Source organism: Longimicrobiales bacterium, assembly GCA_035764935.1.
Classification (GTDB): domain Bacteria; phylum Gemmatimonadota; class Gemmatimonadetes; order Longimicrobiales; family RSA9; genus DASTYK01.
In genome coordinates, this window is the sequence record DASTYK010000167.1 from 1 (window position 1) to 24230 (window position 24230).

The following is a 24230-nucleotide window of genomic DNA, read 5'->3' on the forward strand; positions in this document are numbered from 1 at the left end:
TGATCGTGACGCCCGTCCTGGTGTCGCCCCGATCGATTGCCCAGTTGATCGGCGCCGCACCGCGCAGCGCGGGCAGCAGCGAGGCGTGGACGTTGAACGAGCCGCGCGGCCAGACCTCGAGCACGGAGCGCGGCAGGATCTGGCCGTACGCGACGACGACGTTCGCGTCCGCGTCGTATTCCTTCAGCTCCTCGAGGAACTCCGGCGCCCGCGCGCGCTCCGGCTGCAGCAGCGGGATCTGTTCCTCCTGCGCGAGCAGCTTGACCGGTGAGGCGCGCAGCGTGCGGCCGCGGCCGGCGCGCCGGTCCGGCTGCGTCACGACCGCGACGACCTCGTGCATCTCGCCCAGCAGCGCCTGGAGCGACGGCACGGCGAAGTCCGGGGTGCCCCAGAAGACTACCTTCATCAGACTGCGGGCCGGGGCCCGGGGCCCTGGGCCGGGGGGCATCCACATGGTTCGCCTGGCGCGCACTGCGTTCGCCACGCGTCTGCGAGCGGGATCCCGGCGTAGTTCGGCCGCTTGTCTCCCGGCCCCGGCCGCGGGCCCGAGGCCCCGGCCCGCCTCACGATTTCCTCACGGCCGAACCTTCTCCCACCGCTTGAGCAGCATCTTGCGCTTGAGCGCGCTCACGCGATCGATGAACAGGATGCCATTGATGTGATCGATCTCGTGCTGCAGGATGCGCGCGAGCAGTCCTTCCGCCTCGATGGTGACGGGCTCTCCCCGGTCGCTCAGGCCGGTGACGGTCACGCTCTTCGAACGGTCGACCATCTCCTTCAGCCCCGGCAGGCTCAGACAACCCTCCTCGCCTCGCTCGATCTCCTCCGAGGCGGAGCGGATCTCCGGGTTCACGAGTGCGAACGGCTGCACGCTCTCGTCGCGCGGGTCCACGACGATGACGCGCTGACTCACGCCGACCTGCGGGGCGGCCAGCCCGACGCCGTCCTCCGCGTACATCGTTTCGAACATGTCGGTAATGAGCGTGCGGATTTCGTCCGTCACGTCCGCGACCGGCTCCGCCACGGTGCGCAGAACCGGGTCGCCAAGGTATCGCATCTCGCGCTGCATCTCACTTCGTCGGCTCTGCCGCCGTCTCCACCAGCTTGCGGGTGATCTTGGAGCGGACGACGACGATGCGCGTGTTCTCGCCCGTGCGGAGCGTCACGCGATCCTCCGCGATGTGCACGATCGTCCCGATGATGCCGCCGTCCGTGACCACCTCGTCGTTGCGCTGCAGCGACGAGAGCATCTCGCGGTGACGCTGCGCCGACTTGCGCTGCGGACGGATCAGCAGGAACCAGAAGATCAGCGCGAAGGCGGCGATCTGGATGGCAATCGCGAGCCCGGCACCACCGCCGCCGGGGGCGGCCTGCAGTGCGATCGCGAGAATCGGCAGTGTCGTCACGTGGTCTGTCTCTCCGTTCTCCGGCCGCCGCGCCATGCGGCGAGCCAGTCTTCACTCCAGCGGGCATACTCGCCCGCAAGGATCGCGGCGCGGGCGCGTTCGCCCAGCCGCACGAGGAACCGCAAATTGTGCAGTGACAGGAGCCGGAGCACCAGCGGCTCTGTCGCCGCGACCAGGTGGCGCAGGTACGCCCGGCTGTAGTTGCGGCACGTGTAGCAGTCGCAGGCCGGGTCGAGCGGTCCCTCGTCCAGTCGCAGCCGCGCGCCCTTGACGTTGATCTGCCCCTCCCCTTCTACCCACGCCGTTCCATTCCGGCCGTTGCGCGTGGGAGCGACGCAGTCGAACAGGTCGATGCCCCGGCCGATCGCCTCCACCAGGTCGTCCGGGTAGCCGACACCCATCAGGTAGCGCGGCACGCCCCGCGGCAGCTCCGGCTCGATCGCCTCGAGCATCGCATACATCTTCGGCTTGGGCTCGCCGACGCTCAGCCCGCCGACCGCGATGCCGTGCCAGTCCCCCATCTCGCGGACGCGGCGGACCGCGTCGATCCGGAGATCGGCGAAGACGGAGCCCTGGATGATCGGGAAGAGCGTCTGCGCCTCGACCTGGCCATCCTCGGCCTGCAGTGCCAGGAACCGGTCGCGACAGCGCGCGAGCCAGCGCAGCGTCCGCTCGTGTGCCTCTTCCGCCACCTCGCGGCTCGACTGCCCGGGCGGGCACTCGTCGAAGGCCATGATCACGTCGGCGCCCAGCGCGCGCTCCACCTCCATCACCTTCTCGGGGGTGAACATGTGGCGCGAGCCGTCGATGTGGCTCGTGAAGACCACGCCCTCCTCGGTGATCTTCCGCATCGTCTCCAGGCTGAAGACCTGGAACCCGCCGGAATCCGTGAGAAAGGGCTTCTGCCACCCCGTGAAGCCGTGCAGTCCGCCCATCTGCTGGACCACCTCGTGGCCCGGCCGCAGGTAGAGATGGTACGTGTTCGCGAGGATGATCTGCGCACCGATCTCGTCACGCAGCTCGTCGCGCGAGATCGTCTTGACGCTGCCCTGCGTGCCGACCGGCATGAACGCCGGCGTCTGCACCGTTCCGTGTGGCAGCGTGAACGTGCCGGCGCGCGCAGCGCCGTCCTGCGCCTCGAGGCGGTACTCGAACATCAGAGGATCGCCATGGCGTCGCCGTACGAGTAGAAGCGGTAGCGCTCCGCGACGGCGACGCGGTACGCCTGCATGATCCGCTCGTACCCGCCGAACGCTGCGACCAGCATGAGCAGCGTGGAGCGCGGCAGGTGGAAGTTCGTGATGAGGCGGTCCACGGCGCGGAACGAGTAGCCCGGACGAATGAACAGCCGGGTCTCCCCGCTGCCCGACCGGACGCAGCCGCGTTCGTCGGCGACGCTTTCCAGCGTGCGCGTCACGGTGGTGCCGACCGCCCAGACGCGACCACCCGCCGCGCGTGCCGCGTTGATCGCGCTCGCGGCGTCGTCGCTGACCTCATAGCGCTCGGCATGCATCGGGTGCTGGTTCGGGTCCTCGACGTCGACGGGACGGAACGTGCCGGCGCCCACGTGGAGGACGAGCCGGACCAGGCGCACGCCCTTCGCCTCCAGCGCGTCGAGCAGCTGCGGCGTGAAGTGCAGGCCTGCGGTGGGCGCGGCGACAGAGCCTTCCGCGCGCGCATACACGGTCTGGTAGCGTTCACGGTCGCCGGGCTCATCGGCGCGGCCGATGTACGGCGGCAGCGGCATGTGACCATGGCGCTCGAGCGCGTCACGCACCGGCAGCTCCGTCACGAGCCGGACCACGCGCGCGCCGTCCGGCAGCACATCGAGCACCTCGACGGACAGATCGTCCGCGATGTTGACCATGCTGCCGGGACGCAGCCTGGCACCGGGCCGGACGAGCGCGGACCAGGTCGTCTCCTCCGCGCCGACCGGCTGCAGCAGCATGACCTCGGCCGGGGCACCGGACGGGCGGGTGCCCAGCAGTCGCGCGGGGATCACGCGCGTCTCGTTCAGGACCAGCGCGTCTCCGGCCTCGATGTAGTCGATGATGTCAGCGAAGTGGCGGTGGGCAAGCGTGTCGCTCGCGCGGTCCAGCACCAGCAGCCGGCTGGCATCGCGAACCTCTGCGGGGTAGCGCGCGATGAGGGCGTCCGGCAGCTCGTAATCGAAGGACGACGTGGTGTAGCGGCCTGCGTTCACTCGGGCTCGCCGACGAGACGGCCCTCCATCAGCTCGCGCAGCACGCGCACGCTGTCGAGCCGGACCCACAACTCCCAGCCGCTGCCCGTGCCGCGCGGCTCGGCGACGTATTCCATGATCTGCCGCTCGAGCGGGTGCGTAGACTCGTCGTTGCGATGCTCCCAGCGCCAGCAGACGGCGCCGAGATCGACGTCCAGCGTCCGCTCCATCTGACGCAGCGCCCGCAACCTGCCGAGGACGTCGCCGGGCGCAGACGTCTCGGTCAGTGCGTCCCGCATGCGACGCTGCGAGTTGCCGTGCTCGGCAAAGCGCGCGCACAGCAGCGCGTGGTCCTGTTTCGAGAGGCGCACGAGTTCCATGGCTACGCCTCGAACAGGTTCACCTGCGGCCCGGACAGGCCGGTGCGTGCGGCGGGCAGCGCGTAGCCGAAGCGCCGGTACGCGTTGTTCGTGGCGACGCGTCCGCGCGGCGTGCGCATGAGGAAGCCGTTCTGGATCAGGAACGGCTCGTACACCTCCTCCAGCGTCCCGGCATCCTCGCCGACCGCAACGGCCAGCGTGTTCAGGCCGACGGGGCCGCCGTCGAAGTGCTCGATCAGCGTCTTCAGGATGCGCGCGTCCATCTCGTCGAGGCCGTACTCGTCGACGTCGAGCATGTGCAGCGCGGCGTTGGCGACCGACTGGTCGATGACGCCGTTGGCGCGGACCTGGGCGAAGTCGCGCACGCGGCGCAGCAGGCGGTTGGCGACGCGCGGCGTGCCGCGCGAGCGGCGCGCGATCTCGATTGCGCCGTCGCGCGTGCACTCGACCGCCAGGATCTCCGCGCTGCGTACGACGATCTCCGCGAGCTGCTCGGAGTCGTAGAAGTTGAGTCGCTGGATGATGCCGAAGCGCGCACGCATGGGCGGCGTCAGCAGGCCGAAGCGCGTGGTCGCGCCGATCAGCGTGAAGCGCTCCACCGGCATCGAGATCGTCTGCGCCTTGGGACCGTCCGACAGGCGGATATCAATGCGGTAGTCCTCCATCGCGGGATAGAGGAACTCCTCGATGATCGGCCGCAGGCGATGGATCTCGTCGATGAACAGGATGTCGCGCTCGCGCAGGTTCGTGAGGATGCCGACCAGGTCGCCGGGCTTCTCGAGCACCGGCCCGGACGTCGTCTTGATATTCACGCCCAGCTCGCGCGCCATCAGCATGGCGAGCGTGGTCTTGCCGAGCCCCGGCGGTCCGTGGAAGAGCGTGTGGTCGAGCGGCTCGCGGCGGCCGAGGGCGGCCTCCACGGCAATACGCAGGCTGTCCTTGACCTTGGCCTGGCCAATGAACTCAGCGAGACGCTGCGGCCGCAGCGACAGCTCGACCGCGCTTTCCTCGCTCAGGACTTCCGGCGTCGTAATCTCGGACCGCATGCTACGGGGTCTCGGATGGGGGCATCTCAACTGGCGTCGTTGCGCGGGAGTATTATCGCGCCCGGCCGCGGGCGGGCGCAACCGCAAGTGTGGATTGGCGTTCTGCCCATTCCGGCGAGTCCGCGCCTCCGCGCGCGAACACGGACGCACCCGCCCGTGTATCTACCGCCGAACCACCGCGCCTGACCTGCGCGCGCGGTTGCACCACGCTCATACCGGTCCCTGATCCGGAGCTTCGATGATGAACATCCGAGGAACGTCCCTGGCGGGGACGGCGCTGCTGCTCGTTCTGGCCGTCTCTGTTGCCGGATGCGCGAGCAAGCAGGTCACACGCATCGATCCCAACTCCGTGACCGACCTGTCCGGCCGCTGGAACGATACGGACAGCCGCCTGGTCGCCAATGCGCTGATCGAGCAGAGCCTCGGCAATGCATGGGCTTCCCGCTACGCCGCTGCACACGGCGGCGACGCACCCACCGTGATCGTGGGTGAGTTCGCCAACCGCTCGCACGAGCACATCCCGGTCGGGACCTTCGTCCGCGACCTCGAGTCCGCCTTCATCAACTCGGGCGCGGTGCGCGTCGTCGCGTCACGGGAGGAGCGGCAGGAGGTGCGCGCGGAGCGCGAGGACCAGCAGGAGAACGCGCGTGCGGAGACCCGGGCCCGCATGGCCCAGGAGCTGGGGGCGCGCTACATGATGCAGGGGGACATCCAGACGATCACCGACCGCGAAGGGCGTGAGACCGTCGTTTACTATCAGATCGACGCCCGACTGGTGGACCTGGAATCCAACGAAAAGGTGTGGACGGGACAGCACCGCATCAAGAAGTACATCGAGCGCTCACGCCTCGGCTGGGACTGACGGCTACTCGCCTTCGGACCAGTCCCGGGTGATCTCGCTGACCGGTGCACCCCCCTCGGCCTCCCAGATCGCCTGCAGCGCGGCCTGGTTCACGATGATGTCGCCGAGGTCCACGTTGGATTCCTTCGGAGGGCGGCCGCTGCGCAGCAGGCGCGCCGCCTGGACAGGAATGAAGGTGGTCGTCGACTCGAGGAAATCGCTGAGCCGCTGCTGCTCGAACATCGGCAGCGAGCCCCGCACGAGCAGCCCGTCCTCGAGCTGCATCTCGACGTCGCGCGAGCGCGAGACGCCCGACGAGTTCACCAGCGGCATGTCACCGTCGGGCGCGGACGCCCAGAGAACATGGGCCACCTGCAGCGCCGCGTGGGAATGGTCGGAGGTCGCGTCGGCCCAGTGGGCCGCGCGCAGGTTGATGTAGCGTCGCCGGTTCGAGACGTACGACGTCAGCGACTGCCCCTCGGCAGCCGACACGAACGCCTCGATCATGCGGAAGTCCCGCAGGAAGAGACGAAGCCGCCGCGTCACAGGTCTGTGGCTGTCAGCCATGCCGTAAAATGCAGCGGATTGCGGCAGAAACACAAGCACTGGAGCCGGCTCCAGGCATCCGGACGCAGGATTCCGCCGGCAACGCGCCGGCCCGTCGAGGAGAAGATCGATGAGAGCAACATCAGCGGTTGTGCTCGCCCTGGCTGTGGCCGCGGTGGGCTGCACGAAGCGGGTGCACGAGCCCGCGATCCTGGAGAACGGCGATCGCGTGGCGCCCAGCTCGGACGCGGTGGAGCGGGCGCGTGCGGATGCCCGGCGCCAGGAAGCCGAGGCGACGGGGCGACGCGACGAGCTCGCGGCGCGCGCGCTCGAGACGTGTGCGCCGGCGGTCTGTGATGCGATCGCGCGCGGCGAGCTGGCCGTCGGCATGAACGAAGTGCAGGTCCTCGCCGCGACCGGCACGACGGAGTCGGCGTGGAGCGTGCGCGACGGCGCGGCCTCGTCGGTCATGGTACCGGCCTCGCGTTCCATGGCGCCGCGGGACGGGGTCGGCGAGGTCGCCATGGTGCAGCTCCGCAACGGTCGCGTCCAGTCGTACAGCTACCGCGAGTCGCAGGGCCTGCGCGTGGTGTCGAGCGAGGCGGACGCGACCACGGACGGCCGCGCCCGCGCGCTCGCTGATGCGCTGCTGCGCGAGGGCGACGACTACGCCGCGCGCGGCGACCTGGACGCCGCGCTCGACCGGTACGACCGGGCGGACATCCTGGGCGGGGACGATCCGCGCGTGACCTACCGGATCGCCACGACACTGGACAAGCAGCTGCGCCCGGTGGAGGCGCTGATCCAGTACCAGCTCTTCCTGCACCAGATGGAGCTGGAGAAGATCGACGCGTACGGCCGTGCCTGGGGCAACCTGGCGGACGCGATTGCGCACGCGCGCGAGCGCGTGATCGTGCTGGAGAAGAGATGAGGCGGTGCCGCGCGCAGCTCGCACTCGTCCTGGCAGTCGCACTGCTGGTCGGCGGCTGCGCGCGGCTCTTCGATCACTACGACGTCGGGCCGTCGGGCCTCGCGCGCGCCGATGAGCGGCTGCGGCACCTGATCGCGGATCCGGCCGCGACGCAGGCGCTGGCGTCGCTGCTGGACGAGCGCGACGCATTTCCCTCCGACCCCCTGCTCGCCCGGATGTACGGCGGCATCGTCGCCTACCATGCGGGCGACTACGGCCGCAGCGCGGCCATGCTGGACAGCGCGACGCTGCTCATCGACGAGCGCACCACGAAGAGTGCCTCACGCACCGCGCTGTCGATCATCTCGACCGACAAAGTGATGCCCTACCAGGCCGGCGACAGCGAGCGGCTGCTGCTGCACTACTATGCGGCCCTCGCCTGGCTGCGCCTGGGCTCCGCGGAGGACGCGGCCGTGGAGGTCCGGCGCATGGCACTGCTGCTCGAGGAGCACCCACCCGGAAACGACGCCGGGCGACGGCTGCACGCCGCGATGCGCCACGCCTCCGCTGCCATTTTCGCGATGGCCGGTGAGTCAGCCGACGCGGACGTCGCCTGGCGCAACGCCAGGACACTGCTCGGAGACAGCGTCCAGGATGCCAGGCTGCCGCGCCCGGATCCCGACTCCGTCGACGTCTACCTCTTCATCGATCGCGGCTTCGTGGGGCATCGCGCGGAGCAGTCGATCTCGCTGTGGCTGCCGGGCGATGAAGTCGGACGGCTGCGCAGCGATGATGACGAAGGCCGCGCCGGGCTCGCGACCGTGATCGCCGCACGCATCACCGCTGCAGCCGATGAGCCGGGGAATGACGGGTACAGGCCGCTGCAGGTCGCGGCGCCTGCCGGGAATGCCGATGCGATGTTGGCAGACACGATGTCGGAGGACAGCTGCGCTTCTCCGTGCGCGGATCCCGCCGACGGCACCACGGTCGTCGCCCACGACAGCGGCTCGGCGATCCTGGCGGCCGAATCCGCGCGTCCCGGGCGCGCCTCGGGCACACGCGGCCGCGCGCAGCGGGACAGCGAGCGCGATATGCCCTACCTGATGCGTATTGCCTGGCCGGTCTTCCGCGAGCTGTCGCCGCCGCTCGGCAGTGTACGCGTGCTGACGGACAGCGTGAGTGCGCACACCCCGCTCGTGCGCGCCAGCGTGTCGTCGGCCGTGGCGGAAGACCTGCGCGCGGACCGACCCATGCTGGTCGCACGCACCGTGGCACGCGCCGCGGCAAAGCTCGCGATCACGCGCGGCATCGAGGACGAGATCCGTGAAAAGGACGACGGCGCGGCGGAGCTGTTCGCCATGCTCGGCAACGTCGCGTTCGCGGTGACGGAGCAGGCGGACACGCGCTCCTGGACGCTGCTGCCGGCCGCCGTCGAGATCGTGCGGGTGAGAGTGCCGGCAGGTGGTGGCGATCTGCGCATCGAGGTCGCCGGCCGGGACGTCACCCGGACCGTGGACGCGCCGGGTGGCAGCATCCGCATCGAGCACGTCCGGCTTCACTGACGTTCCGCCCGGCACACTTCCTAATCCTCCGTGTGCCCTGTGTTCTCCGTGGTAGATAACAGGCCGGCACGCGCATGCGATTTGCACCTCCCAGGGTCGCTGGAAAGCGGCAACCGACTGCAGGAGGCTGACATGCCAAAGGGCTGGAGCAACAAGGACGAGCGCAAGTACGAGCACATCAAGGACAGCGCACGTGAGCGGGGTGCTTCGACGGAGCGGGCGAAGGAGATCGCGGCGCGGACGGTGAACAAGGACCGGCGCGAGTCGGGACAGACGCCGAACCGCACCACGCAGGGGACGGGCAATCCCAACCGCAGTTACGAGGACCGGTCGGTGGACGAGCTGCGCAACATCGCGAGTGACCTGAAGATCGAGGGGCGCAGCAAGATGAAGAAGAACGAGCTGATCGAGGCGATCCGCGATCGTCGCTAGTTCCAGTCCGCCGGAGTGCCTGTCCGCTGAATGCGGCGCTCCGGCGAACGCGGCTCAGGCACGGCTCATGGCGGCGAGCGCGGCGCGGATCAGCTCGACGCCCTGGATGCGGCCATCGGCGTCCAGCGCGGCACGCACTGCCTCGCTCGCCTCGCTGTTCGAATAGCCGAGCGCGACGAGCGCACCGACCGCATCCTCCGCCGTGCGTCCCTCGGCGCGCGTGCCTGCCACAGCGACCGTCAGGTCGTCCAGCCGGTCCGCCAGCTCGACGGCGATCTTCTCCGCCTTCTTCGCGCCGAGGCCCGGCACCTGTCGCAGTGCGGCGATGTCCTTGTCGACGATCGCGCGCACGAGGCGCTGCGGCGGCAGTGTCGAGAGCATGCTGAGCGCGAGGCGCGGCCCGACGCCCGATGCGGTGAGCAGCCGGCCGAACAGCCTGCGTTCGCCGTCGTGCAGGAAACCGAACAGCTCGATCGAGTCCTCGCGCACGACCTGGTGCGTGATGAGCTCGACCTCGCCGCCCTCCTGCGGCAAGCGCTCGAACACTGACAGCGGTACGGAGACCTGGTAGGCGACGCCGCCCGCAGTCATGATTTCGGCGGAGTCCAGCTCACGCCTGAGCAGCGTGCCACGAATCCGGCTGATCAACGCAGCACACCTCCTACATGCGCGAGCGTCGCACCTGCCGTGCAGTGACAGAGTGCAGCGGCGACACCGTCGGCCGCGTCATCGGGCTGCGGCGGATGCTTCAACCGCAGCATCTGCTGAACCATGTACTGTACCTGCTCCTTGGTTGCGCGGCCGGTGCCGCATACGGCGTTCTTGATCTCGGCCGGCGAGTACTCGAAGACGCGCAGGTCGCGCAGCGCCGCCGCCAGCAGGATCGCGCCGCGCGCGTGGCCGAGCACGAGTGTCGTGCGGACGTTCCTGCTGTAGAACACGCCCTCCACGGCGACCGCGTCCACGTCGTGCCGCTGGAGCACCGCTGCAATACCGTCGTGCAGCTCGCGCAAACGTTGCGCGAGCGGGTCGGCGGGCGCGGTGCGGACGACCCCGCACTCGAGAAGCGATACGGCGCCGCCGCCCCCGCGGGCGACGACGCCGTAGCCCGTCGTGCCGGCGCCCGGATCGATTCCGAGTACGATCACGCGCCTGCCTCGGCGAGGGCGGCCTCGTCGAGCTCGGCGTTGGTCCACACCTTCTGGATGTCGTCCAGCTCGTCGATCATCTCCATCAGGCGGACCAGCTTCTGTGCGTCCTCGCCCTTCACGTCCACCATGTTCTTCGGCACCATCGCGAGCTCGGCAGACTCGATGTCGATGCCCGCCTCGCGCAGCGCGTCCTGCACCTGCGCAAAGCTGGTCATGCCGGTGGAGATGATGAACTGGTCGTCCTCCTGCTGCATGTCCTCCGCGCCGGCCTCGAGCGCCGCCATGAGCGTGCTCTCCTCGTCGTGGCGCTTCGCATCCACGTAGATCTGCCCCTTGCGGTCGAACTGCCAGGCAACGGAGCCGCTCGTGCCGAGCGAGCCGCCGTACTTGTTCATCGTGAAACGGAGATCCGCGACCGTGCGGTTGGCGTTGTCGGTCAGCGCCTCGATGTAGAGCGCCGCACCGCCGTGGCCGTAGCCCTCGTACGCGATCTCGTGGTACTCGACGCCCTCGAGCTCGCCGGTGCCCTTCTTGACTGCACGGTCGATGTTCTCGGCGGGCATGTTGGCGGCCTTGGCCGTATCGATCGCGAGACGCAGGCGCGGGTTCATGCCGGGGTCGCCCCCGCCCGCACGCGCCGCCACCGTGATCTCGCGGATCAGCTTGGTGAAATGCTGACCGCGACGGGCGTCATTGACCGCCTTCTTGCGCTTGATCTGCGCCCATTTGCTGTGTCCGGCCACGGGCGCACCTCCTCATGAGCTGAATTGCTGCTGGATTGCTGCTGACACCGGACGCGGCCGGCCGAGGCCGAATATAAGCGCCGCGGAAGTGGCCAAGCAACGCCGGAGCATGCACTTGCGTGCGCCCTGCCGCTCAGACCGTGGCTTCGAGCTGCGAGGTGCAGTGCGGGCAGCGCGTCGCCTGGATCGGGATCGTGGTCGCGCAGAACTGACACGGCTTCTCCGTGGGGGATGCCGGCGCGACCTGTTCCTGGCGACGCAGTCGATTGATCGCACGGACCAGCATGAAGACGGCCAGCGCTACGACCAGAAAGCTGATCACGTTGTTCACGAAGACGCCGTAATTCACCGTGACGGCGCCTGCCTCCTGTGCGGCGGCGAGCGTCTCATACGGTCCGGCTGGCGTGCCCGCCTTCAGGGTGAGATAGAGATCCGTGAAGTCCACGCCGCCCAGGAGCAGCCCGATCGGCGGCATGAGCACATCATCGACCAGCGACTTCACGATCGTGCCGAAGGCGGCACCGATGATGATGCCGACCGCCATGTCGACGACGTTGCCCTTTACGGCAAATTCCTTGAACTCCTGCGCCACGCCCATGAGCCCCTCCGGGTTCAGGAATCGAGCAGCTCGAGGGGCGAAGTGCCCGTGCGCTCGAGCTGTTCGAACGTGCACTGCTTCGGTGCCTTGTCCGGACGCCAGCGCTGAAACGAGGTGCCGTGTCGGAACCGACCCTCGGAAAAATGGTCGTAGCTCACCTCGACCACCAGAGTCGGGCTCAGCGGGACCCATTCGGCGGATCGTTCCGTGCTCCAGCGGCTGGGGCCGCCGGGCGCGCGACCGCTGAAGCCGGGGGGTGCGCGCAGCGCTTCCAGCTCCTTCGTGAGTGCGGCGCGCTCGGCGCGCGGGATGTTGGACGTGAACCCGACATGGTGGAGGAGGCCGTCGTCATCGTATAGGCCGAGCAGCAGGCTGCCGACCGTTTTCGACCTCGAGCCGTAGCGGAAGCCGCCGACCACGCAGTCGACCGTGCGGATCCGCTTGATCTTGCGCATGGTCGTGCGCTCGCCGCTCGCGTACGGTGCATCGAGGAGCTTGGCGACGACGCCGTCGAGACCCGTTCGCTCGCTCGTCAGCCAGTGCTCCGCGAGCTCCGGATCGGCCGTCTGCGGCGACAGATGTGTGCCGCTGCCGGGACCCAGGTACCGCGCTGCAAAGGATTCCAGCCGGCTACGGCGCTCCCGGAAGGGCTGTTCGAGCAACGAGCCACCACGCTCCGCGAGCAGCAGATCGAATGCGACGAAGATCGCCGGGCTCTCTGTCGCCAGCCTGCGCACGCGACTCGCGGCAGGGTGGATCCGCTGCAGGAGCTGCTCGAACGACGGCGTGCCGTCGACCGGCACGATCAGCTCACCATCGAGCACGAACCGGCGCGCGCTGAGCGAGTGCATGGCTTCCGCGACCTCCGGGAAGTATCGCTCGAGCGGCTTGCACGCCTTGGACTGGAGCAGCACCTCGTCGCCGTCCCGGAACACCAGGCAGCGGAAGCCGTCCCACTTCGGTTCGTAGCACCATTCCCCACCCCGCGGCAGGCGTTCGACCTGCTTTGCTTCGGCAGGCGGCAGGGGGTACGCAATCGGCAGGTTCATGGCTGGCACAGCGATCGTGGCAGTGGTGGACAGTGCGACGTGCGCAACGCAGCGCGCGCGAGCCGGCGCTTCATGCGCTCGGCCGCCTGTGGTCGTGCGGCGGTCGCCGCGGCGCAAGCTTCGGTGGCCGGCTCCCGCGCCGGGTCGCACCGCGAACGGGGACGTAATCCAGCTCGCTGCCCGCATCCACGCAGCGCAGCAGCAGCCCGCCGCGACTCATGTCGCCGCGACCCACGAAATCCGCCGGGAAGAGCAGCCGCTCACCGAAGTGATCGAGCAGGATCCCGACGTACTTGTCGGATGCGATGCTGCCGAGCAGCACGACGTCAGTGTCGCCAGCGATGGAGCGGGCAAGCGCCTCGGCACTGGCGACGAGCGGCTCGCGGTAACGCGGCTCGTCGAGTGAGATTGGAATGTCGGCATACGTGCACAGCTCGGCGACGTCCACGGTCGTCTCCATCGGGACCAGTCCGCGCGCGGGCGTGATCACGAGCGCACCGTCCACACCCCGCGGCGGATCCGCGAACGCGCGGGCGTAGGCGGCCTTGCCACGAAAATACAGGCCGCTCATGAACGTGAAAGCGTCCGCAAGGCTGACGCCGCGTTGCCGCAGCCGGACGGCCAGGTCGAAGGACGCCTCCTCGCGCAGCAGGATCTGCGCACGTCGGCCGCTGCAGCTGGCGGGGGACAGAAGAAAGATGCGTGACACGGTTGTATTCGAAAAAGGAGATGCGGGCCGGGGCCTGGGCCTCGAGGCCCTGGGCCCGGGAGAATGCGGGACACCTGCGGGCGGTGGTTTGCGCCGGGCGCGGATCGGGCCTATGGATTCCGGGAGCGCAACCCGAACACCGAGGCAGATTCCCGCATGGCCACGAACAGCTCGTTCGACGTTAGCACCGGTGCCGACCTGCAGGAGGTCGACAACGCGGTGAACCAGGCGCGCAAGGAGATCCAGCAGCGCTACGACTTCAAGGGCACGAACTGCACCATCGAATTCGATCGCACCAAGTCCGTGCTCACCCTGGAGGCGGACGACGACTACAAGCTGAAGGCGGTCTACGACGTCCTGCAGTCCAAGTTCATCAAGCGTGGCGTTCCGATCAAGAACATGAAGCCGGGCACGGTCCAGCCGGCGACGCACGGCCGGGCGCGCCAGGAGATCACGCTGACGCAGGGCATCCCGACGGACACTGCGAAGCAGATCGTCAAGGACGTGAAGGCCGGCGGCTTCAAGAAGGTGCAGGTCCAGATCCAGGGAGACGAGCTGCGCGTCTCCTCGCCCTCACGCGACGAGCTGCAGGCCGTGATCGCGTTTCTGCGCGAGAAGGACTACGGGATGGAGCTGAACTTCGGGAACTACCGCTGAGCTGCGACTGGCCTGGCGCGGTGCCCGGCCTGGTCAGTAGCCGCGCGCCTTGTCGACCTGGTTCAACAGCGACCGTCCCTGCCGGTAGCGCTCCGCGTTCTCGCGGATCAGTGCGACCTGGCGTTCCCAGAAGCGCGGGGTGGTGGCGCTCACGTGCGGCAGGATGAGCACGTTCGCGAGCGTCCAGAGCGGTGATTCCGACGGCAGCGGCTCCTGCTCGAACACGTCCAGCGCCGCACCCCGGACCCGGTTCGCTGCCAGTGACTCGGTGAGGGCGCGCTCGTCGATCACATCGCCGCGCCCCACGTTGATGACCACCGCATCCTCGCGCAGCAGGCCGATGCGCTGCGCGCTCAGCAGGTGACGCGTTGCTTCGGTCGATGGCAGTGCGCACACGACGTACTCGCTCTGCCGCAGCAGCACCTCCAGGCCTGCCGCGCCGTGCACCATGCGCACGCCATCCTCGTCCTCTGCAGGGCGTGTCCGGAACGCGCAGACGTCCATGCCGAGTGCACGTGCGCGGCGAGCAACGGCGCGACCGATACCGCCGTATCCGAGAATGCCGAGCGGCGCGCCGCTGATCTCGCGAATGACGCCGACCCGGTCCTCGTACGGGGCCTTGTCCCATTCGCTGCGTGCCTGAGCGCGCACGGCGAAGTCGAAGCCGCGTGCGAAGTGCAGGACCGCCGCAATGACACTCTCGGCCATCGGCTCCGCGTGAATACCGGCGGAGTTGGTAATGAGGACGTCGCTGGAAACGAGCTCCGGATGCAGCATGGAGCGCACACCGGCGGCCGCGGAGTGGATCCACCGCAGCGCCCCGGGAAACGCGCCGTCCTCCCGGAGTCGGTCGAGCAACGCACGTGGAAAGCCGTAGCCGATCCAGACCTCCGCGCCGCTGACGGCGGCGAGCGCCTGCCGGGAAACGCCGCCGCCGTCGCCACGACCCGAAACCGGTGCTCGCACGTCGACCACCTCCCACTCACCGGGAGGGAACGCGGCGACGATCGCCGCGGCCGCGCTGTCGGGCAGCGCCCAGGCCGGGCGATTGTCGCGCAGGTTCAGGACGACGCGGCGCACGCGCCTACGGTGCGGTGCGCTGCGGCTCGCGGCACTGGGGCCACGTGCGCGGCTCGCCGTCATTCGTCGGCGGCAGCACGCGCTGCGTGCGCGCGATGCGCTCCGGCTCCTCGGATGCCTGGTATGCAAGCATGGCCGCGAGCACGACGTTGTTGCGGATGTCGTCGAAGACGAGCTTGTCGAACGTATCGCGGTTCGTATGCCACGTGTACGTGCCGTAGCCCCAGTTGAGCGCGCTCAGGTTGAACGCGGGTGCACCGGCACAGACGAACGACGCGTAGTCGCTGCCGCCGCCGCCCGGCATCCCGGGAATGCCGAGCTCGATGTGCTGCGTCACTTCGCCGGGAATGCGCGCGATCCAGCGGCCGAAGTGCTCGCCGGCATCCACGAAGCCCTGCATCGAGATGTTCACGACGCGGCCGGTGCCGTTGTCCTGGTTGAAGAGCGCCTGCAGCCCTTCGACGACCTCGGGGTGATCCGCGGCAAAGGCGCGCGAGCCGTTCAGCCCCTGCTCCTCACCGCCCCAGTGGCCGACCAGGATGGTGCGCTTCGGGTTCGGATACACCTGCTTCAGGATGCGCATCACCTCCATCATGAGCACGGTGCCCGATGCGTTGTCGGTCGCGCCGGAGCCGCCATCCCAGGAGTCGAAGTGCGCGGACAGCATGACGTACTCGTCCGGCTTCCCGGTGCCCGGAATGGTTGCGATCGTATTGAACGTCGGCTGCTCACCGGTGAAACGCGCGTCCGCGCGGAGTCGCAGCTTCGGCGACTGGTTGTTGTGCGCCAGGCGGTAGACCAGGCCGTAGTCCTCGCACCCGAGGTCCACGGTCGGCGTGCGCGTGGTGTTGGTGCCGAAGATCTTGTTCACGCCGTAGTCGTTGGACCAGTTGCTCTGGAGGATCGCCGCCGCGCCGGCCTCCTCGAGGGCGAGGCGGAGATCATTCATGGACAGCCCGGTCGACTGGACGCGCACGTTCCAGGCACGCATCCCCTGCTGCCGCGCCTCGCGCGCCGCATCCAGCGCGCCTTCCATCCCGAACTCCTCGAACTGCCGCAGCGGCCGGCAGCTCTCCTGGGCGTACGACACGAGAACGAACCTGCCGCGCACCTGCGGCAGCCAGGCACGGAAGTCGGCTGCGCTCGCGAACTCCGGCAGGATCACGACGTCGCCCTCGACGTTCTTGCCGCTGGTGCCCGGACTCCATGCGAGCATCATCCCCTCGAGCGTGCGCACGCGCGGCTCGACCAGGTCGATGTGCGTGACACCGCGCTGCCACCCGCGCCAGGTGCCGTACTGCTCGTTGCGCGCCTCGATGCCCCAGGCGCCGTACTGGCGGACTGCCCAGTCGTGTGCGGCCTTCATCCCGGGCGAGCCGGTCAGCCGCGGGCCCACGGAGTCGAGCAGCACCTGCGCCAGGGCCTCGACCTGCGAGTTGTCCATGGCCTCGGTCCAGATGCTGCGCAGGACCGGATCCTCCGTTGCAAACGTCTGCGCATTCGTCGCGCCTGCACCCGGTGCAGCCGCCAGCACGAGCGCAGCAAGCAGGGCTCGCCTCATCGCTGACTCCGTTCAGTCACTGGTTTCGCTGGAACGATGGGAATCTGGCCGGAACCGCCGCCACGGCAAGGGCAGCGGCGCCCCCGGTCGCTTTGCGCTACATTCGCCCGCATGCCTTCCACGGAGAATTCATGACAAAGCGGATACTCCTGCTCGGTGCTGTGCTCACCCTCCCCGGATGCGCGCCCGCGGAAATGGACATGCTGCCGGAGGCAGTGCGCGCAGTGGCGACACGCGCTGCCTCGAGCACCCCGGACCGGCTGCTGGTCGTGGCCGGGACGTTCGGGGACACCGCGATGACCTTCGCGACGCGCCAGGCGCTCGTGACCGCAGGTGTCGTCGTGCAGGACTCACCCACCGATGCCGACAGCACGATCGCGGTGCTGGAGTTCGTCTCGGCAGCGGAAACGGAGGGTGGCTGGCGTGTCCGCACCGCACGGACGGGCGGCGGCGCCGCCTCGGTGATCGACGCGCTCGCGTCGGAGGAGCGCGTCGAATGGCTGGTGCAATGCGGCGCCGAACAGTGCGAGGTGAGGGACTCGACGGCCTGGTGACCGGATAGGGTCAAGCCGGCATACCCGCCGCGATCCGGTCCGCCTCCGCGAGCCGCTCCGGTGTGCCGATATCGAGCCAGACGCCGTCGCAGCAGAACGGGCGGACCACCTGGCCGCGCTTCGCCAGGCGCAGATAGACGTCGATGATCGAGAACGTGCCGCGCTCCTCGATCAGCTCGAAGATGCGCGGCTCGATCACGTGGATCCCGGCGAAGTCCCAGCGCTGCAGCGGCCCCCTCGGCTCGCGTACGATGCGTTCCGCCCCGCCACCGCGCGGCGAAAAGCCGACCAGGCCGTCATCGTCGAAGATCAGGTAGCGCTGCTCCGAGGCAGGTCGAACCGCCAGCGTAGCGAGCGCGCCATTGCGGACATGTGCAGCGTACAGGGCGTCGAGCGGCGCCTCGGTCAGGATGTCGCCATTGTGGAGGAAAAACGGCGCATCGTGGCGGAAGTGCCGGCGCGCATTCCAGAGTCCACCCCCGGTATCCAGCGGCGCGTCCGGCTCGTGCGAGAACCGCACGTCGACGCCGAAGCCGTCGGATGAGTGCACGTACGCCTCGATCTGATCCGCGTGATGGTGCGTGTTGATGATGAGGCGGTCTGCACCCGCAGCAACCAGGCGCCGCGCTATGCGTTCCAGCAGGGGCATCCCACCTACGGGCAGCAGCGGCTTCGGTACCGTGTCGGTGAGCGGGCGCAGCCTCGTGCCCAGCCCCGCGGCGAGGATCATTGCATCCATGTCAGGGCGAATGGCAGAACGAGTGCCAGACTGCCGCTCACGCAAAGAGGTCTCCCTGTCCTCCGGGTGCGGGACGCCGGAAGAGGTCCGTGCGGACCTGGTGACGCGACGCGTTCAGCCCCAGCTTGCGGCACGTCGCGCCGAACACCGCGCCCATCTGATCCGCGAAGATCCCCTCACCCCGGCCGCGCACACCCCACCGCGAGTCGTACAGGTTGCCGCCCCGCATCGAGCGGACGCGGTTCAGCACCTTGTCCCTGCGATCCGGGAAATGCGTCTCGAGCCAGCGCTCGAACAGCTCCTTCACCGCGTGCGGCAGCCGCAGCATCACATAGCCCGCGCGCTGCGCGCCGGCGGCGTGCACCGCACGCAGGATGTCCGGCACCTCTTCGTCCGTCAGACCCGGCACGATCGGCGCGACCATGACGCCCACCGGTACACCGGCGGCCGCAAGCTTCTCGATCGCATCCAGCCGACGCGCCGGCGTGGCCGTGCGCGGCTCCATCACCCGCTGCACCTCGTTGCGGAGCGACGTCACCGAGATGTTCACCGTAACCAGCTCGAGCTGCGCCAGCTCGCGCAGCACATCGATGTCGCGCGTGATGAGATGGTTCTTCGTGATGATGCCGACCGGATTGCGGAACTCCAGCAGCACCTCCAGCAGCCGCCGCGTGAGACGGAAGCGGCGCTCCGCGGGCTGGTACGGATCCGTGACTCCGCTCATCACGATGACCTGCGGCGTCCACGACTTCTTCATCAGTTCCGCGCGCAGCAGCTCCGGCGCGTCCGGCTTCACGAAGATCTTCGTCTCGAAATCGAGCCCCACCGACAGGCCGAAGTACTCGTGCGTCGGGCGCGCATAGCAGTAAATGCAGCCGTGCTCGCAGCCGCGGTACGCGTTGATGCTGGCGTCGAAGCCGATGTCCGGACTGTTGTTGCGGGCAATGACGACGCGCGTGGTGTCGCGCAGGAACACCGTGCGCGGCGCGACGTCCTCCTCCTCGGCCGCGAGCGCATCCAGCGCGTCGCCGTCCGGCAGCACCTCGATCGGCTCGAACCGGTTGGCCGGGTTGTGCGCGGCACCACGACCGCGGTAGGTCAGGGTGGCGAGGGGCGCGGGCGGGGGCGAGTCAGGACCGAACATAGACCGAAGATAGCGCGGGAGCCTGCCTGGCTCAAGAGGGCGCGGTCGGCGGCTGCCCAGGTTGCGCGACCCTTCCCTGCGGGCCCGCCGGCCCGGACGGCCCCGACGGCCCGGACGGCCCAGACGGCCCTGACGGCCCGGGCGACCCCCACGGCCCCGCCTGTAGGGGTTTGCCGCACGCCGTGTGGGGACTTGACCGGTGTCGCCGCCCCGTCCGCACCGAGATAGTCCGCGCCACGTGGCCGGCCGCATGCGGGAAGGCGGGCACGTGTCGACGCGGGCCTGGAAACGGCACGCGCGAACGTGACGGGATCAGGGGAAAGGGCCAGGGATGGATACGCTGCTCGCCGCGCGGGCGCAGATGGAGGTATCGCTCGCGTTCCACATGATCTTCGCCGCACTGGGCATCGGCATGCCGCTGCTCATGCTGATGGCGGAGTGGCGGTGGCTGCGCAGCGGCCGTGAGCACTACCGGGTGCTCGCGCGGACCTGGGGCAAGGCGACGGCGCTGACGTTCGCGGTGGGTGCGGTGTCGGGCACGGCGCTGTCGTTCGAGCTGGGTCTGCTCTGGCCTCGCTTCATGGCCGAGGCGGGCGGGATCATCGGCCCTGCATTCGCGCTCGAGGGCTACGCGTTCTTCATAGAGGCGATCTTCCTGGGCCTGTACCTGTACGGCTGGGACCGTCTTTCGCCGCGCGCGCACTGGTGGACGGGCGTGCCGGTCGCGGTGAGTGGGATGATGTCGGGCGTGCTGGTCGTCGCGGCGAACGCGTGGATGCAGGCGCCAGTGGCACCGGAGGGCGCCGGCGCGGCGTTCGCTCCCTTCCTGTCCCCCCGCTGGCTGGACCTGGCGCTGCACTCGACGCTGTCGTGCTACATCGCCACGGGCTTTGCGGTCGCGGGCGTGTATGCCGTGGGCATCCTGCGAGGCCGCGACGACGCGTATCACCGCAGCGCGATCCGCATCGCGCTCGCTGTCGCTGCCGTGACGGCCATGCTGCAGCCGCTCTCCGGCGACATCAGTGCGCGCATGGCGGCGAAGCACCAGCCTGCCAAGCTCGCGGCGATGGAAGCGCTGTACGAGACGCGCACGCACGCGCCGCTCACGATCGGCGGCATCCCCGACGACGACGCGCAGACCCTCCGCTTCGGTCTCGAGATCCCGGCCGGTCTGTCGCTCCTCCTCGCGCATGACCCGGCGCACGAGGTCACCGGGCTGGACGCGTTTCCGCGCGACGAGTGGCCGAACGTGCTGATCGTGCACACTGCATTTCAGGTGATGGTCGGAGCCGGCTTCGCGATGGCAGGAATCGGCGCACTGTTCTGGCTCGTGCAGTGGAAGCGACGCGGCCGCGAGCCGCGCGCGCTATGGATCCTGCTGGTGGCCGCCTCGCCACTCGGCTACCTCGCACTGCAGGCCGGCTGGCTGGTAACCGAAGTCGGGCGACAGCCGTGGGTGATCTATGGCAGCATGCGCACGGCCGACGGCGTGACGACGGCCCCGGGCGTTCCCATCACCTTCTTCGGCTTCACGGTGCTGTACCTGCTGCTGGGCACCGCACTCGCCGCGCTGCTGCGCGCACTTGCTACCCACAACAGCGCACGGCGCGCACTGGAGCAGGCATGAGCGTCGAGCTCCTCGTAGGCGCTCTCGCCGTGGTTGCGCTGATCACGTACGCGGTGCTGGGTGGCGCCGACTTCGGCGGCGGCATCTGGGACCTGTTCGCGCGCGGGCCCCGGCGCGACGAGCAGCGTGCCGCGATCGCCGATGCGATGGGACCCGTCTGGGAGGCGAATCACGTATGGCTGATCTTCGTGATCGTCCTCCTGTTCACCGGGTTCCCGAGCGCCTATGGCGCGCTGTCGACCGGTCTGTTCGTTCCCTTCCACATCGTGCTGCTCGGCATCATTGCGCGCGGCGCGGCGTTCGTGTTCCGCGCGTACTCGCCGCGCGCTGCCGGAGAGGCGTCGAGCCCGCAGGCGAAACGGTGGGGCGTCATCTTCGGCGTCGCCAGCGTGGTCACACCCGTTGTACTGGGCATGTGCCTGGGCGCAGTGAGCTCGGGTGCAATGCGCGTCGATGACGCAGGGGTGCACTTCACGCGGACACCCTGGCTCGCGCCCGTCTCGCTCGCGATCGGTGCGCTCGCGCTCGCGCAGTGCGCGTACCTCGCCGCGGTCTTCCTCACGCTCGAGACCGACGGACCACTGCGCGACGACTTCCGCACGCGCGCGCTGCTCGCCGGCACCGCCGTCGTCGCACTTTCCGCTGCGCTCGTCCCCCTGCTGCTGCGTGAGGCGGAGCACCTCTGGCAGGGACTGGTGCGCGGGCCGGGCCTGTTCGCGCTCGTGCCCGGCGTTGTTGCGGCGCTCCTGTCGGGCTGGGCTCTGCGCGGGCGGCATTACCGGCTCGCACGCGCCGCGGCGGTCGCGCAGATCGCGTGTCTCGTCGCAGGCTGGGCCGCGGCGCAGTACCCGTACATAATCTACCCCGATGTGACGCTGGCAAGCGCCGCAGGCCCCCGGGCGACTCTACTCTTCGTTCTCTACTCGACACCGCTGGGCATGGCACTGCTGCTGCCGTCGCTCTGGTACCTGTTCCGGGTGTTCAAGGTGCGCAAGCACGACGCGGCACGGGCCGAGATACGGGCGACGCGTCCTGTCGGATAGGGTCGGATCCGGTAGTCGGATCCGTTCAGGCGCCCCCGTCCGGCAGTGGCACGGCCACGAGCATGAGCACGAACGCCGCCACACCGATGAGAAACGGCTGCGCGTCCCCGCTCAGGAAGTACACGACCGCCCCCAGGATCGCAGGTGCCTCGCCGACGGCCCATGCGATGATGGTGGTGCTCGCGACGGAGGCGGGCCCGGCCGCGCGCGCACGCAGCGTCCGAAAGACGAATGCTGCGATCACGACTGCGCCACTCAGGGCGAAGACGGCGAGTCGCAGTGCGTCGTGAAGGCCGGGCTCGAGCGAGGGCTGGCGCTGCGCCTGAGTGAAGTACGCGACCGCGCCGAAGGCGAGGACGCCGAAGAGGAGCGAGAGCCGGATGAGCCGCAGGACGGCGGGATCAGGTGCGTTGCCCATGGTGGTCAGCTGGAGTCAAATCGGAAGCAACGCGGAAGCTAGCCACTGCACGTCGAGCGAGTCGGTGAAAATTCCAATTGCTCGGCGCGGCCCAATTTCGAAAGGACGGAAGCCTTCAGGAAAGCGAACCCGCTGTGAGGTGTTCCCATCAACTACGAGCCAGTTAGCGCCAAAGCCAAGTGAATGAACCGAGTTATCGAACTCGGCAATCCATGTTCGGCCGGACACATCACATCGGAGATCGACGCCACCGGGAAGCTTCGTCCCGAACTCCCGACGATGGCTGCGAACGAGCGTTTCAACCTCACGTTCGACATCGGGGTCGCCGACCGCACCGGAGCCGAGCTCCTGGACAACCATCCCGCGCAGGTATCTGCGGATATGCTCTGTCCGGAGTGGTTCGGTTGAGACGGCAAGATCCAGCGTGTCGCGCACCCGACCACTGCTATCAAGATGGAACAGCCGTCCGTAATCTGGATCGAACACGCGTAGACTCCCGTCCGGACATGCATCCCAGAGAGGAATCCCCACGAGATGACGCGCGGCTTCGTCGCCACTCACGCCGGCGTCCAACACGTCCTCGAATTGAAGAAGAACCTGCAGTTGGTCATCCTGCACACGAACGATCTGACCGGAACGGTAGTCAACATCCGTCAGAAGTCCCTTCGGATAGACGGTCGTGATGACAGATCCTGCCATCACGCGTGAGCGAAACGGCGCCCCGTAGGTAACCTGTAGAATGTCCGACCGTGCATGGAACAAGAGACCCCGGTCGATTCGACCGCGATCGACAATCGTACCGTCGCTGGAGATCAGGAGTCGACGCTGCGTCCCCCGGTCCCATACCTCAACCCCCCCGTCGACGTTAAGAAGGAACGTCGGGAAGAGCATCTCACCCATTCCGCGACCTTTGCGACCTGTCGCAAGTTGGTGCTCTCCCTCGGCTCCATAGATGTGGACAAATGGCTCCATTGCATCAAGCACCCAGATGCTTCCATCATCGGTGGACATAACGTCACGTACATCTGTGAGTCGCGCAGCGGTGTCAAGCACCTGTAGGTGTGAGTCTTCGACAATCAGGGGTTCCGCCATGGGTGCTCCCGAACCGTCACCACACGCCTTGAGCATTGGGAGGACCGCCAGCATAAGGAGCTGCGCCGCCGAGCCGCGCATGGCAATCTCCGTTAATGAGTCCAGAGGTCTGCGATACGATGCTCGATATCGATGCGCATCATCGTGCGTTCGGGCAGCTGCTCGAGCACCCGTAATGCCCGCCGGTACTGTGCAATGGCGCCCGTTGTATCAGCAAGCGCCTCCGCCGTGCGTCCAAGATTGTAGAGCGAGATCAGTTCGTTAGTCGGATTACCGGCAACCCTTGCAAGGTCCAGCGCCTCGTGGAAGCTTGCCTTGGCCAGATCAGGTTGCTCCAGTCGCATTTGTGCAACTCCGATGTTGTTCAACATCGCGGCTTCGCGCACGACATCGCCGCGTTCATGCGCCAGCGACCGAGCCTGCTGCCACAGGCCAATAGCATCGAGGAGGTCCGTCGGCGTCCCGCGCGTGCTAACTGCGCGCGCCTGTTGGTGTTTAGTCTCGATGCGTCGGATAAGTTGGTTAACCGCAGTGCGCAGCGCATCTGACGCGCACGCAAAGCGGACCTCCGGAGAGATTGAGAGGCTCGTGACAATCGGCAGGACGGGTAGTATGCGAGAAGTTGCCGTCCTGGCGCAAGGGAATTACCGACGCACCAGCGTGACAGACATTGAGTGTCGGCAAGTCGACGCGAGATGATTCCTGGTCGTGGCACTCGAGGGCGGCCTGTTTCCGTGCAAGACCTGATCTCGGCGGGCCT

Annotated in this window: 29 protein-coding genes; 8 read left to right on the forward strand and 21 right to left on the reverse strand. The window is 68.4% G+C overall.

Annotated elements, in window-relative coordinates:
• From VFU06_14965 to ruvB, 7 genes are all read right to left on the reverse strand, one after another.
• Positions 1 to 406: methionyl-tRNA formyltransferase (locus VFU06_14965; protein HEU5210693.1), on the reverse strand; the 406-nt coding region annotated here is incomplete at its 3' end.
• A 168-nt stretch (positions 407 to 574) separates the two neighbouring features.
• Positions 575 to 1057 (reverse strand): peptide deformylase, encoded by a 483-nt coding sequence (gene def, locus VFU06_14970; protein HEU5210694.1) that lies wholly within the window; start codon positions 1055 to 1057, stop codon positions 575 to 577.
• A 13-nt stretch (positions 1058 to 1070) separates the two neighbouring features.
• Positions 1071 to 1406 carry a preprotein translocase subunit YajC gene (gene yajC, locus VFU06_14975; protein ID HEU5210695.1) on the reverse strand — a complete coding sequence of 112 codons (336 nt, stop codon included), beginning with the start codon at positions 1404 to 1406 and terminating at the stop codon, positions 1071 to 1073.
• On the reverse strand, positions 1403 to 2563 hold the full coding sequence (gene tgt, locus VFU06_14980) for a tRNA guanosine(34) transglycosylase Tgt (protein HEU5210696.1): 1161 nt from the start codon (positions 2561 to 2563) through the stop codon (positions 1403 to 1405). Before tgt ends, yajC begins: the two co-directional genes overlap by 4 nt.
• Complete coding sequence (gene queA / locus VFU06_14985; protein HEU5210697.1) at positions 2563 to 3609, reverse strand: tRNA preQ1(34) S-adenosylmethionine ribosyltransferase-isomerase QueA; 1047 nt, start codon at positions 3607 to 3609, stop codon at positions 2563 to 2565. The genes tgt and queA overlap by 1 nt, the downstream gene beginning before the upstream one ends.
• Positions 3606 to 3968 (reverse strand): hypothetical protein, encoded by a 363-nt coding sequence (locus VFU06_14990; protein ID HEU5210698.1) that lies wholly within the window; start codon positions 3966 to 3968, stop codon positions 3606 to 3608. Before VFU06_14990 ends, queA begins: the two co-directional genes overlap by 4 nt.
• Before the next feature lie 2 nt (positions 3969 to 3970).
• On the reverse strand, positions 3971 to 5014 hold the full coding sequence (ruvB, locus tag VFU06_14995; protein ID HEU5210699.1) for a Holliday junction branch migration DNA helicase RuvB: 1044 nt from the start codon (positions 5012 to 5014) through the stop codon (positions 3971 to 3973).
• Positions 5015 to 5252: 238 nt separating this feature from the next.
• On the opposite strand from ruvB, the gene VFU06_15000 reads away from it, so the two are divergent.
• Positions 5253 to 5876, forward strand: coding sequence for a penicillin-binding protein activator LpoB (locus tag VFU06_15000; GenBank protein ID HEU5210700.1), 624 nt, complete (start codon positions 5253 to 5255; stop codon positions 5874 to 5876).
• Positions 5877 to 5879: 3 nt separating this feature from the next.
• On the opposite strand, the gene VFU06_15005 is transcribed toward VFU06_15000, so the two are convergent.
• On the reverse strand, positions 5880 to 6422 hold the full coding sequence (locus tag VFU06_15005; protein ID HEU5210701.1) for a hypothetical protein: 543 nt from the start codon (positions 6420 to 6422) through the stop codon (positions 5880 to 5882).
• Positions 6423 to 6531: 109 nt separating this feature from the next.
• Here VFU06_15005 and VFU06_15010 point away from each other — a divergent pair, with 109 nt between their 5' ends.
• From VFU06_15010 to VFU06_15020, 3 genes are all read left to right on the forward strand, one after another.
• Positions 6532 to 7332 (forward strand): hypothetical protein, encoded by an 801-nt coding sequence (locus VFU06_15010; GenBank protein ID HEU5210702.1) that lies wholly within the window; start codon positions 6532 to 6534, stop codon positions 7330 to 7332.
• Positions 7329 to 8873 carry a hypothetical protein gene (locus VFU06_15015; protein ID HEU5210703.1) on the forward strand — a complete coding sequence of 515 codons (1545 nt, stop codon included), beginning with the start codon at positions 7329 to 7331 and terminating at the stop codon, positions 8871 to 8873. The genes VFU06_15010 and VFU06_15015 overlap by 4 nt, the downstream gene beginning before the upstream one ends.
• A gap of 132 nt (positions 8874 to 9005) precedes the next feature.
• Positions 9006 to 9305: a Rho termination factor N-terminal domain-containing protein gene (locus VFU06_15020; GenBank protein HEU5210704.1), complete on the forward strand. Its 300-nt coding sequence runs from the start codon at positions 9006 to 9008 to the stop codon at positions 9303 to 9305.
• A 54-nt stretch (positions 9306 to 9359) separates the two neighbouring features.
• On the opposite strand, the gene ruvA is transcribed toward VFU06_15020, so the two are convergent.
• The 6 genes from ruvA to VFU06_15050 form a co-directional block, all read right to left on the reverse strand.
• Positions 9360 to 9953, reverse strand: a complete 594-nt coding sequence (gene ruvA, locus VFU06_15025) for a Holliday junction branch migration protein RuvA (protein HEU5210705.1) — start codon at positions 9951 to 9953, stop codon at positions 9360 to 9362.
• Positions 9950 to 10453 (reverse strand): crossover junction endodeoxyribonuclease RuvC, encoded by a 504-nt coding sequence (gene ruvC, locus VFU06_15030; GenBank protein ID HEU5210706.1) that lies wholly within the window; start codon positions 10451 to 10453, stop codon positions 9950 to 9952. The genes ruvA and ruvC overlap by 4 nt, the downstream gene beginning before the upstream one ends.
• Positions 10450 to 11199 carry a YebC/PmpR family DNA-binding transcriptional regulator gene (locus VFU06_15035; GenBank protein ID HEU5210707.1) on the reverse strand — a complete coding sequence of 250 codons (750 nt, stop codon included), beginning with the start codon at positions 11197 to 11199 and terminating at the stop codon, positions 10450 to 10452. The genes ruvC and VFU06_15035 overlap by 4 nt, the downstream gene beginning before the upstream one ends.
• A gap of 133 nt (positions 11200 to 11332) precedes the next feature.
• Positions 11333 to 11797, reverse strand: coding sequence for a large-conductance mechanosensitive channel protein MscL (mscL, locus tag VFU06_15040; protein ID HEU5210708.1), 465 nt, complete (start codon positions 11795 to 11797; stop codon positions 11333 to 11335).
• Between the two features lie 14 nt (positions 11798 to 11811).
• On the reverse strand, positions 11812 to 12846 hold the full coding sequence (locus tag VFU06_15045) for an ATP-dependent DNA ligase (GenBank protein HEU5210709.1): 1035 nt from the start codon (positions 12844 to 12846) through the stop codon (positions 11812 to 11814).
• A 70-nt stretch (positions 12847 to 12916) separates the two neighbouring features.
• A complete protein-coding gene (locus tag VFU06_15050) occupies positions 12917 to 13555 on the reverse strand; it encodes a hypothetical protein (protein HEU5210710.1) in 639 nt (212 codons plus the stop codon).
• A gap of 156 nt (positions 13556 to 13711) precedes the next feature.
• Between VFU06_15050 and VFU06_15055 the strand changes: the two genes are divergently transcribed.
• Complete coding sequence (locus VFU06_15055) at positions 13712 to 14212, forward strand: YajQ family cyclic di-GMP-binding protein (protein HEU5210711.1); 501 nt, start codon at positions 13712 to 13714, stop codon at positions 14210 to 14212.
• 33 nt (positions 14213 to 14245) lie between these two features.
• Here the strand turns inward: VFU06_15055 and VFU06_15060 are convergent, their stop codons facing one another.
• Positions 14246 to 15292, reverse strand: coding sequence for a D-2-hydroxyacid dehydrogenase (locus VFU06_15060; protein ID HEU5210712.1), 1047 nt, complete (start codon positions 15290 to 15292; stop codon positions 14246 to 14248).
• Positions 15293 to 15296: 4 nt separating this feature from the next.
• Positions 15297 to 16853, reverse strand: a complete 1557-nt coding sequence (locus tag VFU06_15065; GenBank protein HEU5210713.1) for a M20/M25/M40 family metallo-hydrolase — start codon at positions 16851 to 16853, stop codon at positions 15297 to 15299.
• A 131-nt stretch (positions 16854 to 16984) separates the two neighbouring features.
• Here VFU06_15065 and VFU06_15070 point away from each other — a divergent pair, with 131 nt between their 5' ends.
• Positions 16985 to 17407 carry a hypothetical protein gene (locus VFU06_15070; protein ID HEU5210714.1) on the forward strand — a complete coding sequence of 141 codons (423 nt, stop codon included), beginning with the start codon at positions 16985 to 16987 and terminating at the stop codon, positions 17405 to 17407.
• Between the two features lie 10 nt (positions 17408 to 17417).
• Here VFU06_15070 and VFU06_15075 read toward each other — a convergent pair whose 3' ends face one another.
• Positions 17418 to 18137 (reverse strand): nucleotidyltransferase family protein, encoded by a 720-nt coding sequence (locus VFU06_15075; GenBank protein ID HEU5210715.1) that lies wholly within the window; start codon positions 18135 to 18137, stop codon positions 17418 to 17420.
• A 46-nt stretch (positions 18138 to 18183) separates the two neighbouring features.
• Positions 18184 to 19290 (reverse strand): PA0069 family radical SAM protein, encoded by a 1107-nt coding sequence (locus VFU06_15080; protein HEU5210716.1) that lies wholly within the window; start codon positions 19288 to 19290, stop codon positions 18184 to 18186.
• Positions 19291 to 19621: 331 nt separating this feature from the next.
• Between VFU06_15080 and VFU06_15085 the strand changes: the two genes are divergently transcribed.
• Complete coding sequence (locus tag VFU06_15085; protein ID HEU5210717.1) at positions 19622 to 20917, forward strand: cytochrome ubiquinol oxidase subunit I; 1296 nt, start codon at positions 19622 to 19624, stop codon at positions 20915 to 20917.
• Positions 20914 to 21960 (forward strand): cytochrome d ubiquinol oxidase subunit II, encoded by a 1047-nt coding sequence (locus tag VFU06_15090; GenBank protein HEU5210718.1) that lies wholly within the window; start codon positions 20914 to 20916, stop codon positions 21958 to 21960. Before VFU06_15085 ends, VFU06_15090 begins: the two co-directional genes overlap by 4 nt.
• A gap of 25 nt (positions 21961 to 21985) precedes the next feature.
• On the opposite strand, the gene VFU06_15095 is transcribed toward VFU06_15090, so the two are convergent.
• From VFU06_15095 to VFU06_15105, 3 genes are all read right to left on the reverse strand, one after another.
• A complete protein-coding gene (locus VFU06_15095; protein HEU5210719.1) occupies positions 21986 to 22378 on the reverse strand; it encodes a hypothetical protein in 393 nt (130 codons plus the stop codon).
• Positions 22379 to 22393: 15 nt separating this feature from the next.
• A complete protein-coding gene (locus tag VFU06_15100) occupies positions 22394 to 23470 on the reverse strand; it encodes a hypothetical protein (protein HEU5210720.1) in 1077 nt (358 codons plus the stop codon).
• A 92-nt stretch (positions 23471 to 23562) separates the two neighbouring features.
• Positions 23563 to 23856, reverse strand: coding sequence for a tetratricopeptide repeat protein (locus VFU06_15105; GenBank protein ID HEU5210721.1), 294 nt, complete (start codon positions 23854 to 23856; stop codon positions 23563 to 23565).
• Between the last annotated feature and the right edge of the window lie 374 nt (positions 23857 to 24230).

Bases quoted from the DNA above. Each gene is read 5' to 3' on its own strand.
- tgt (HEU5210696.1), bottom strand. From the start codon at position 2,563: ATGTTCGAGTACCGCCTCGAGGCGCAGGACGGCGCTGCGCGCGCCGGC.
- VFU06_15005 (HEU5210701.1), bottom strand. From the start codon at position 6,422: ATGGCTGACAGCCACAGACCTGTGACGCGGCGGCTTCGTCTCTTCCTG.
- VFU06_15070 (HEU5210714.1), top strand. From the start codon at position 16,985: ATGACAAAGCGGATACTCCTGCTCGGTGCTGTGCTCACCCTCCCCGGA.
- VFU06_15065 (HEU5210713.1), bottom strand. From the start codon at position 16,853: ATGAGGCGAGCCCTGCTTGCTGCGCTCGTGCTGGCGGCTGCACCGGGT.
- VFU06_15080 (HEU5210716.1), bottom strand. From the start codon at position 19,290: ATGTTCGGTCCTGACTCGCCCCCGCCCGCGCCCCTCGCCACCCTGACC.
- mscL (HEU5210708.1), bottom strand. From the start codon at position 11,797: ATGGGCGTGGCGCAGGAGTTCAAGGAATTTGCCGTAAAGGGCAACGTC.
- def (HEU5210694.1), bottom strand. From the start codon at position 1,057: ATGCGATACCTTGGCGACCCGGTTCTGCGCACCGTGGCGGAGCCGGTC.
- ruvB (HEU5210699.1), bottom strand. From the start codon at position 5,014: ATGCGGTCCGAGATTACGACGCCGGAAGTCCTGAGCGAGGAAAGCGCG.
- VFU06_15010 (HEU5210702.1), top strand. From the start codon at position 6,532: ATGAGAGCAACATCAGCGGTTGTGCTCGCCCTGGCTGTGGCCGCGGTG.
- VFU06_14990 (HEU5210698.1), bottom strand. From the start codon at position 3,968: ATGGAACTCGTGCGCCTCTCGAAACAGGACCACGCGCTGCTGTGCGCG.
- VFU06_15090 (HEU5210718.1), top strand. From the start codon at position 20,914: ATGAGCGTCGAGCTCCTCGTAGGCGCTCTCGCCGTGGTTGCGCTGATC.
- VFU06_15100 (HEU5210720.1), bottom strand. From the start codon at position 23,470: ATGGCGGAACCCCTGATTGTCGAAGACTCACACCTACAGGTGCTTGAC.
- VFU06_15055 (HEU5210711.1), top strand. From the start codon at position 13,712: ATGGCCACGAACAGCTCGTTCGACGTTAGCACCGGTGCCGACCTGCAG.
- VFU06_15095 (HEU5210719.1), bottom strand. From the start codon at position 22,378: ATGGGCAACGCACCTGATCCCGCCGTCCTGCGGCTCATCCGGCTCTCG.
- VFU06_15015 (HEU5210703.1), top strand. From the start codon at position 7,329: ATGAGGCGGTGCCGCGCGCAGCTCGCACTCGTCCTGGCAGTCGCACTG.
- VFU06_15075 (HEU5210715.1), bottom strand. From the start codon at position 18,137: ATGATCCTCGCCGCGGGGCTGGGCACGAGGCTGCGCCCGCTCACCGAC.
- VFU06_15020 (HEU5210704.1), top strand. From the start codon at position 9,006: ATGCCAAAGGGCTGGAGCAACAAGGACGAGCGCAAGTACGAGCACATC.
- VFU06_15085 (HEU5210717.1), top strand. From the start codon at position 19,622: ATGGATACGCTGCTCGCCGCGCGGGCGCAGATGGAGGTATCGCTCGCG.
- VFU06_15045 (HEU5210709.1), bottom strand. From the start codon at position 12,846: ATGAACCTGCCGATTGCGTACCCCCTGCCGCCTGCCGAAGCAAAGCAG.
- VFU06_15000 (HEU5210700.1), top strand. From the start codon at position 5,253: ATGATGAACATCCGAGGAACGTCCCTGGCGGGGACGGCGCTGCTGCTC.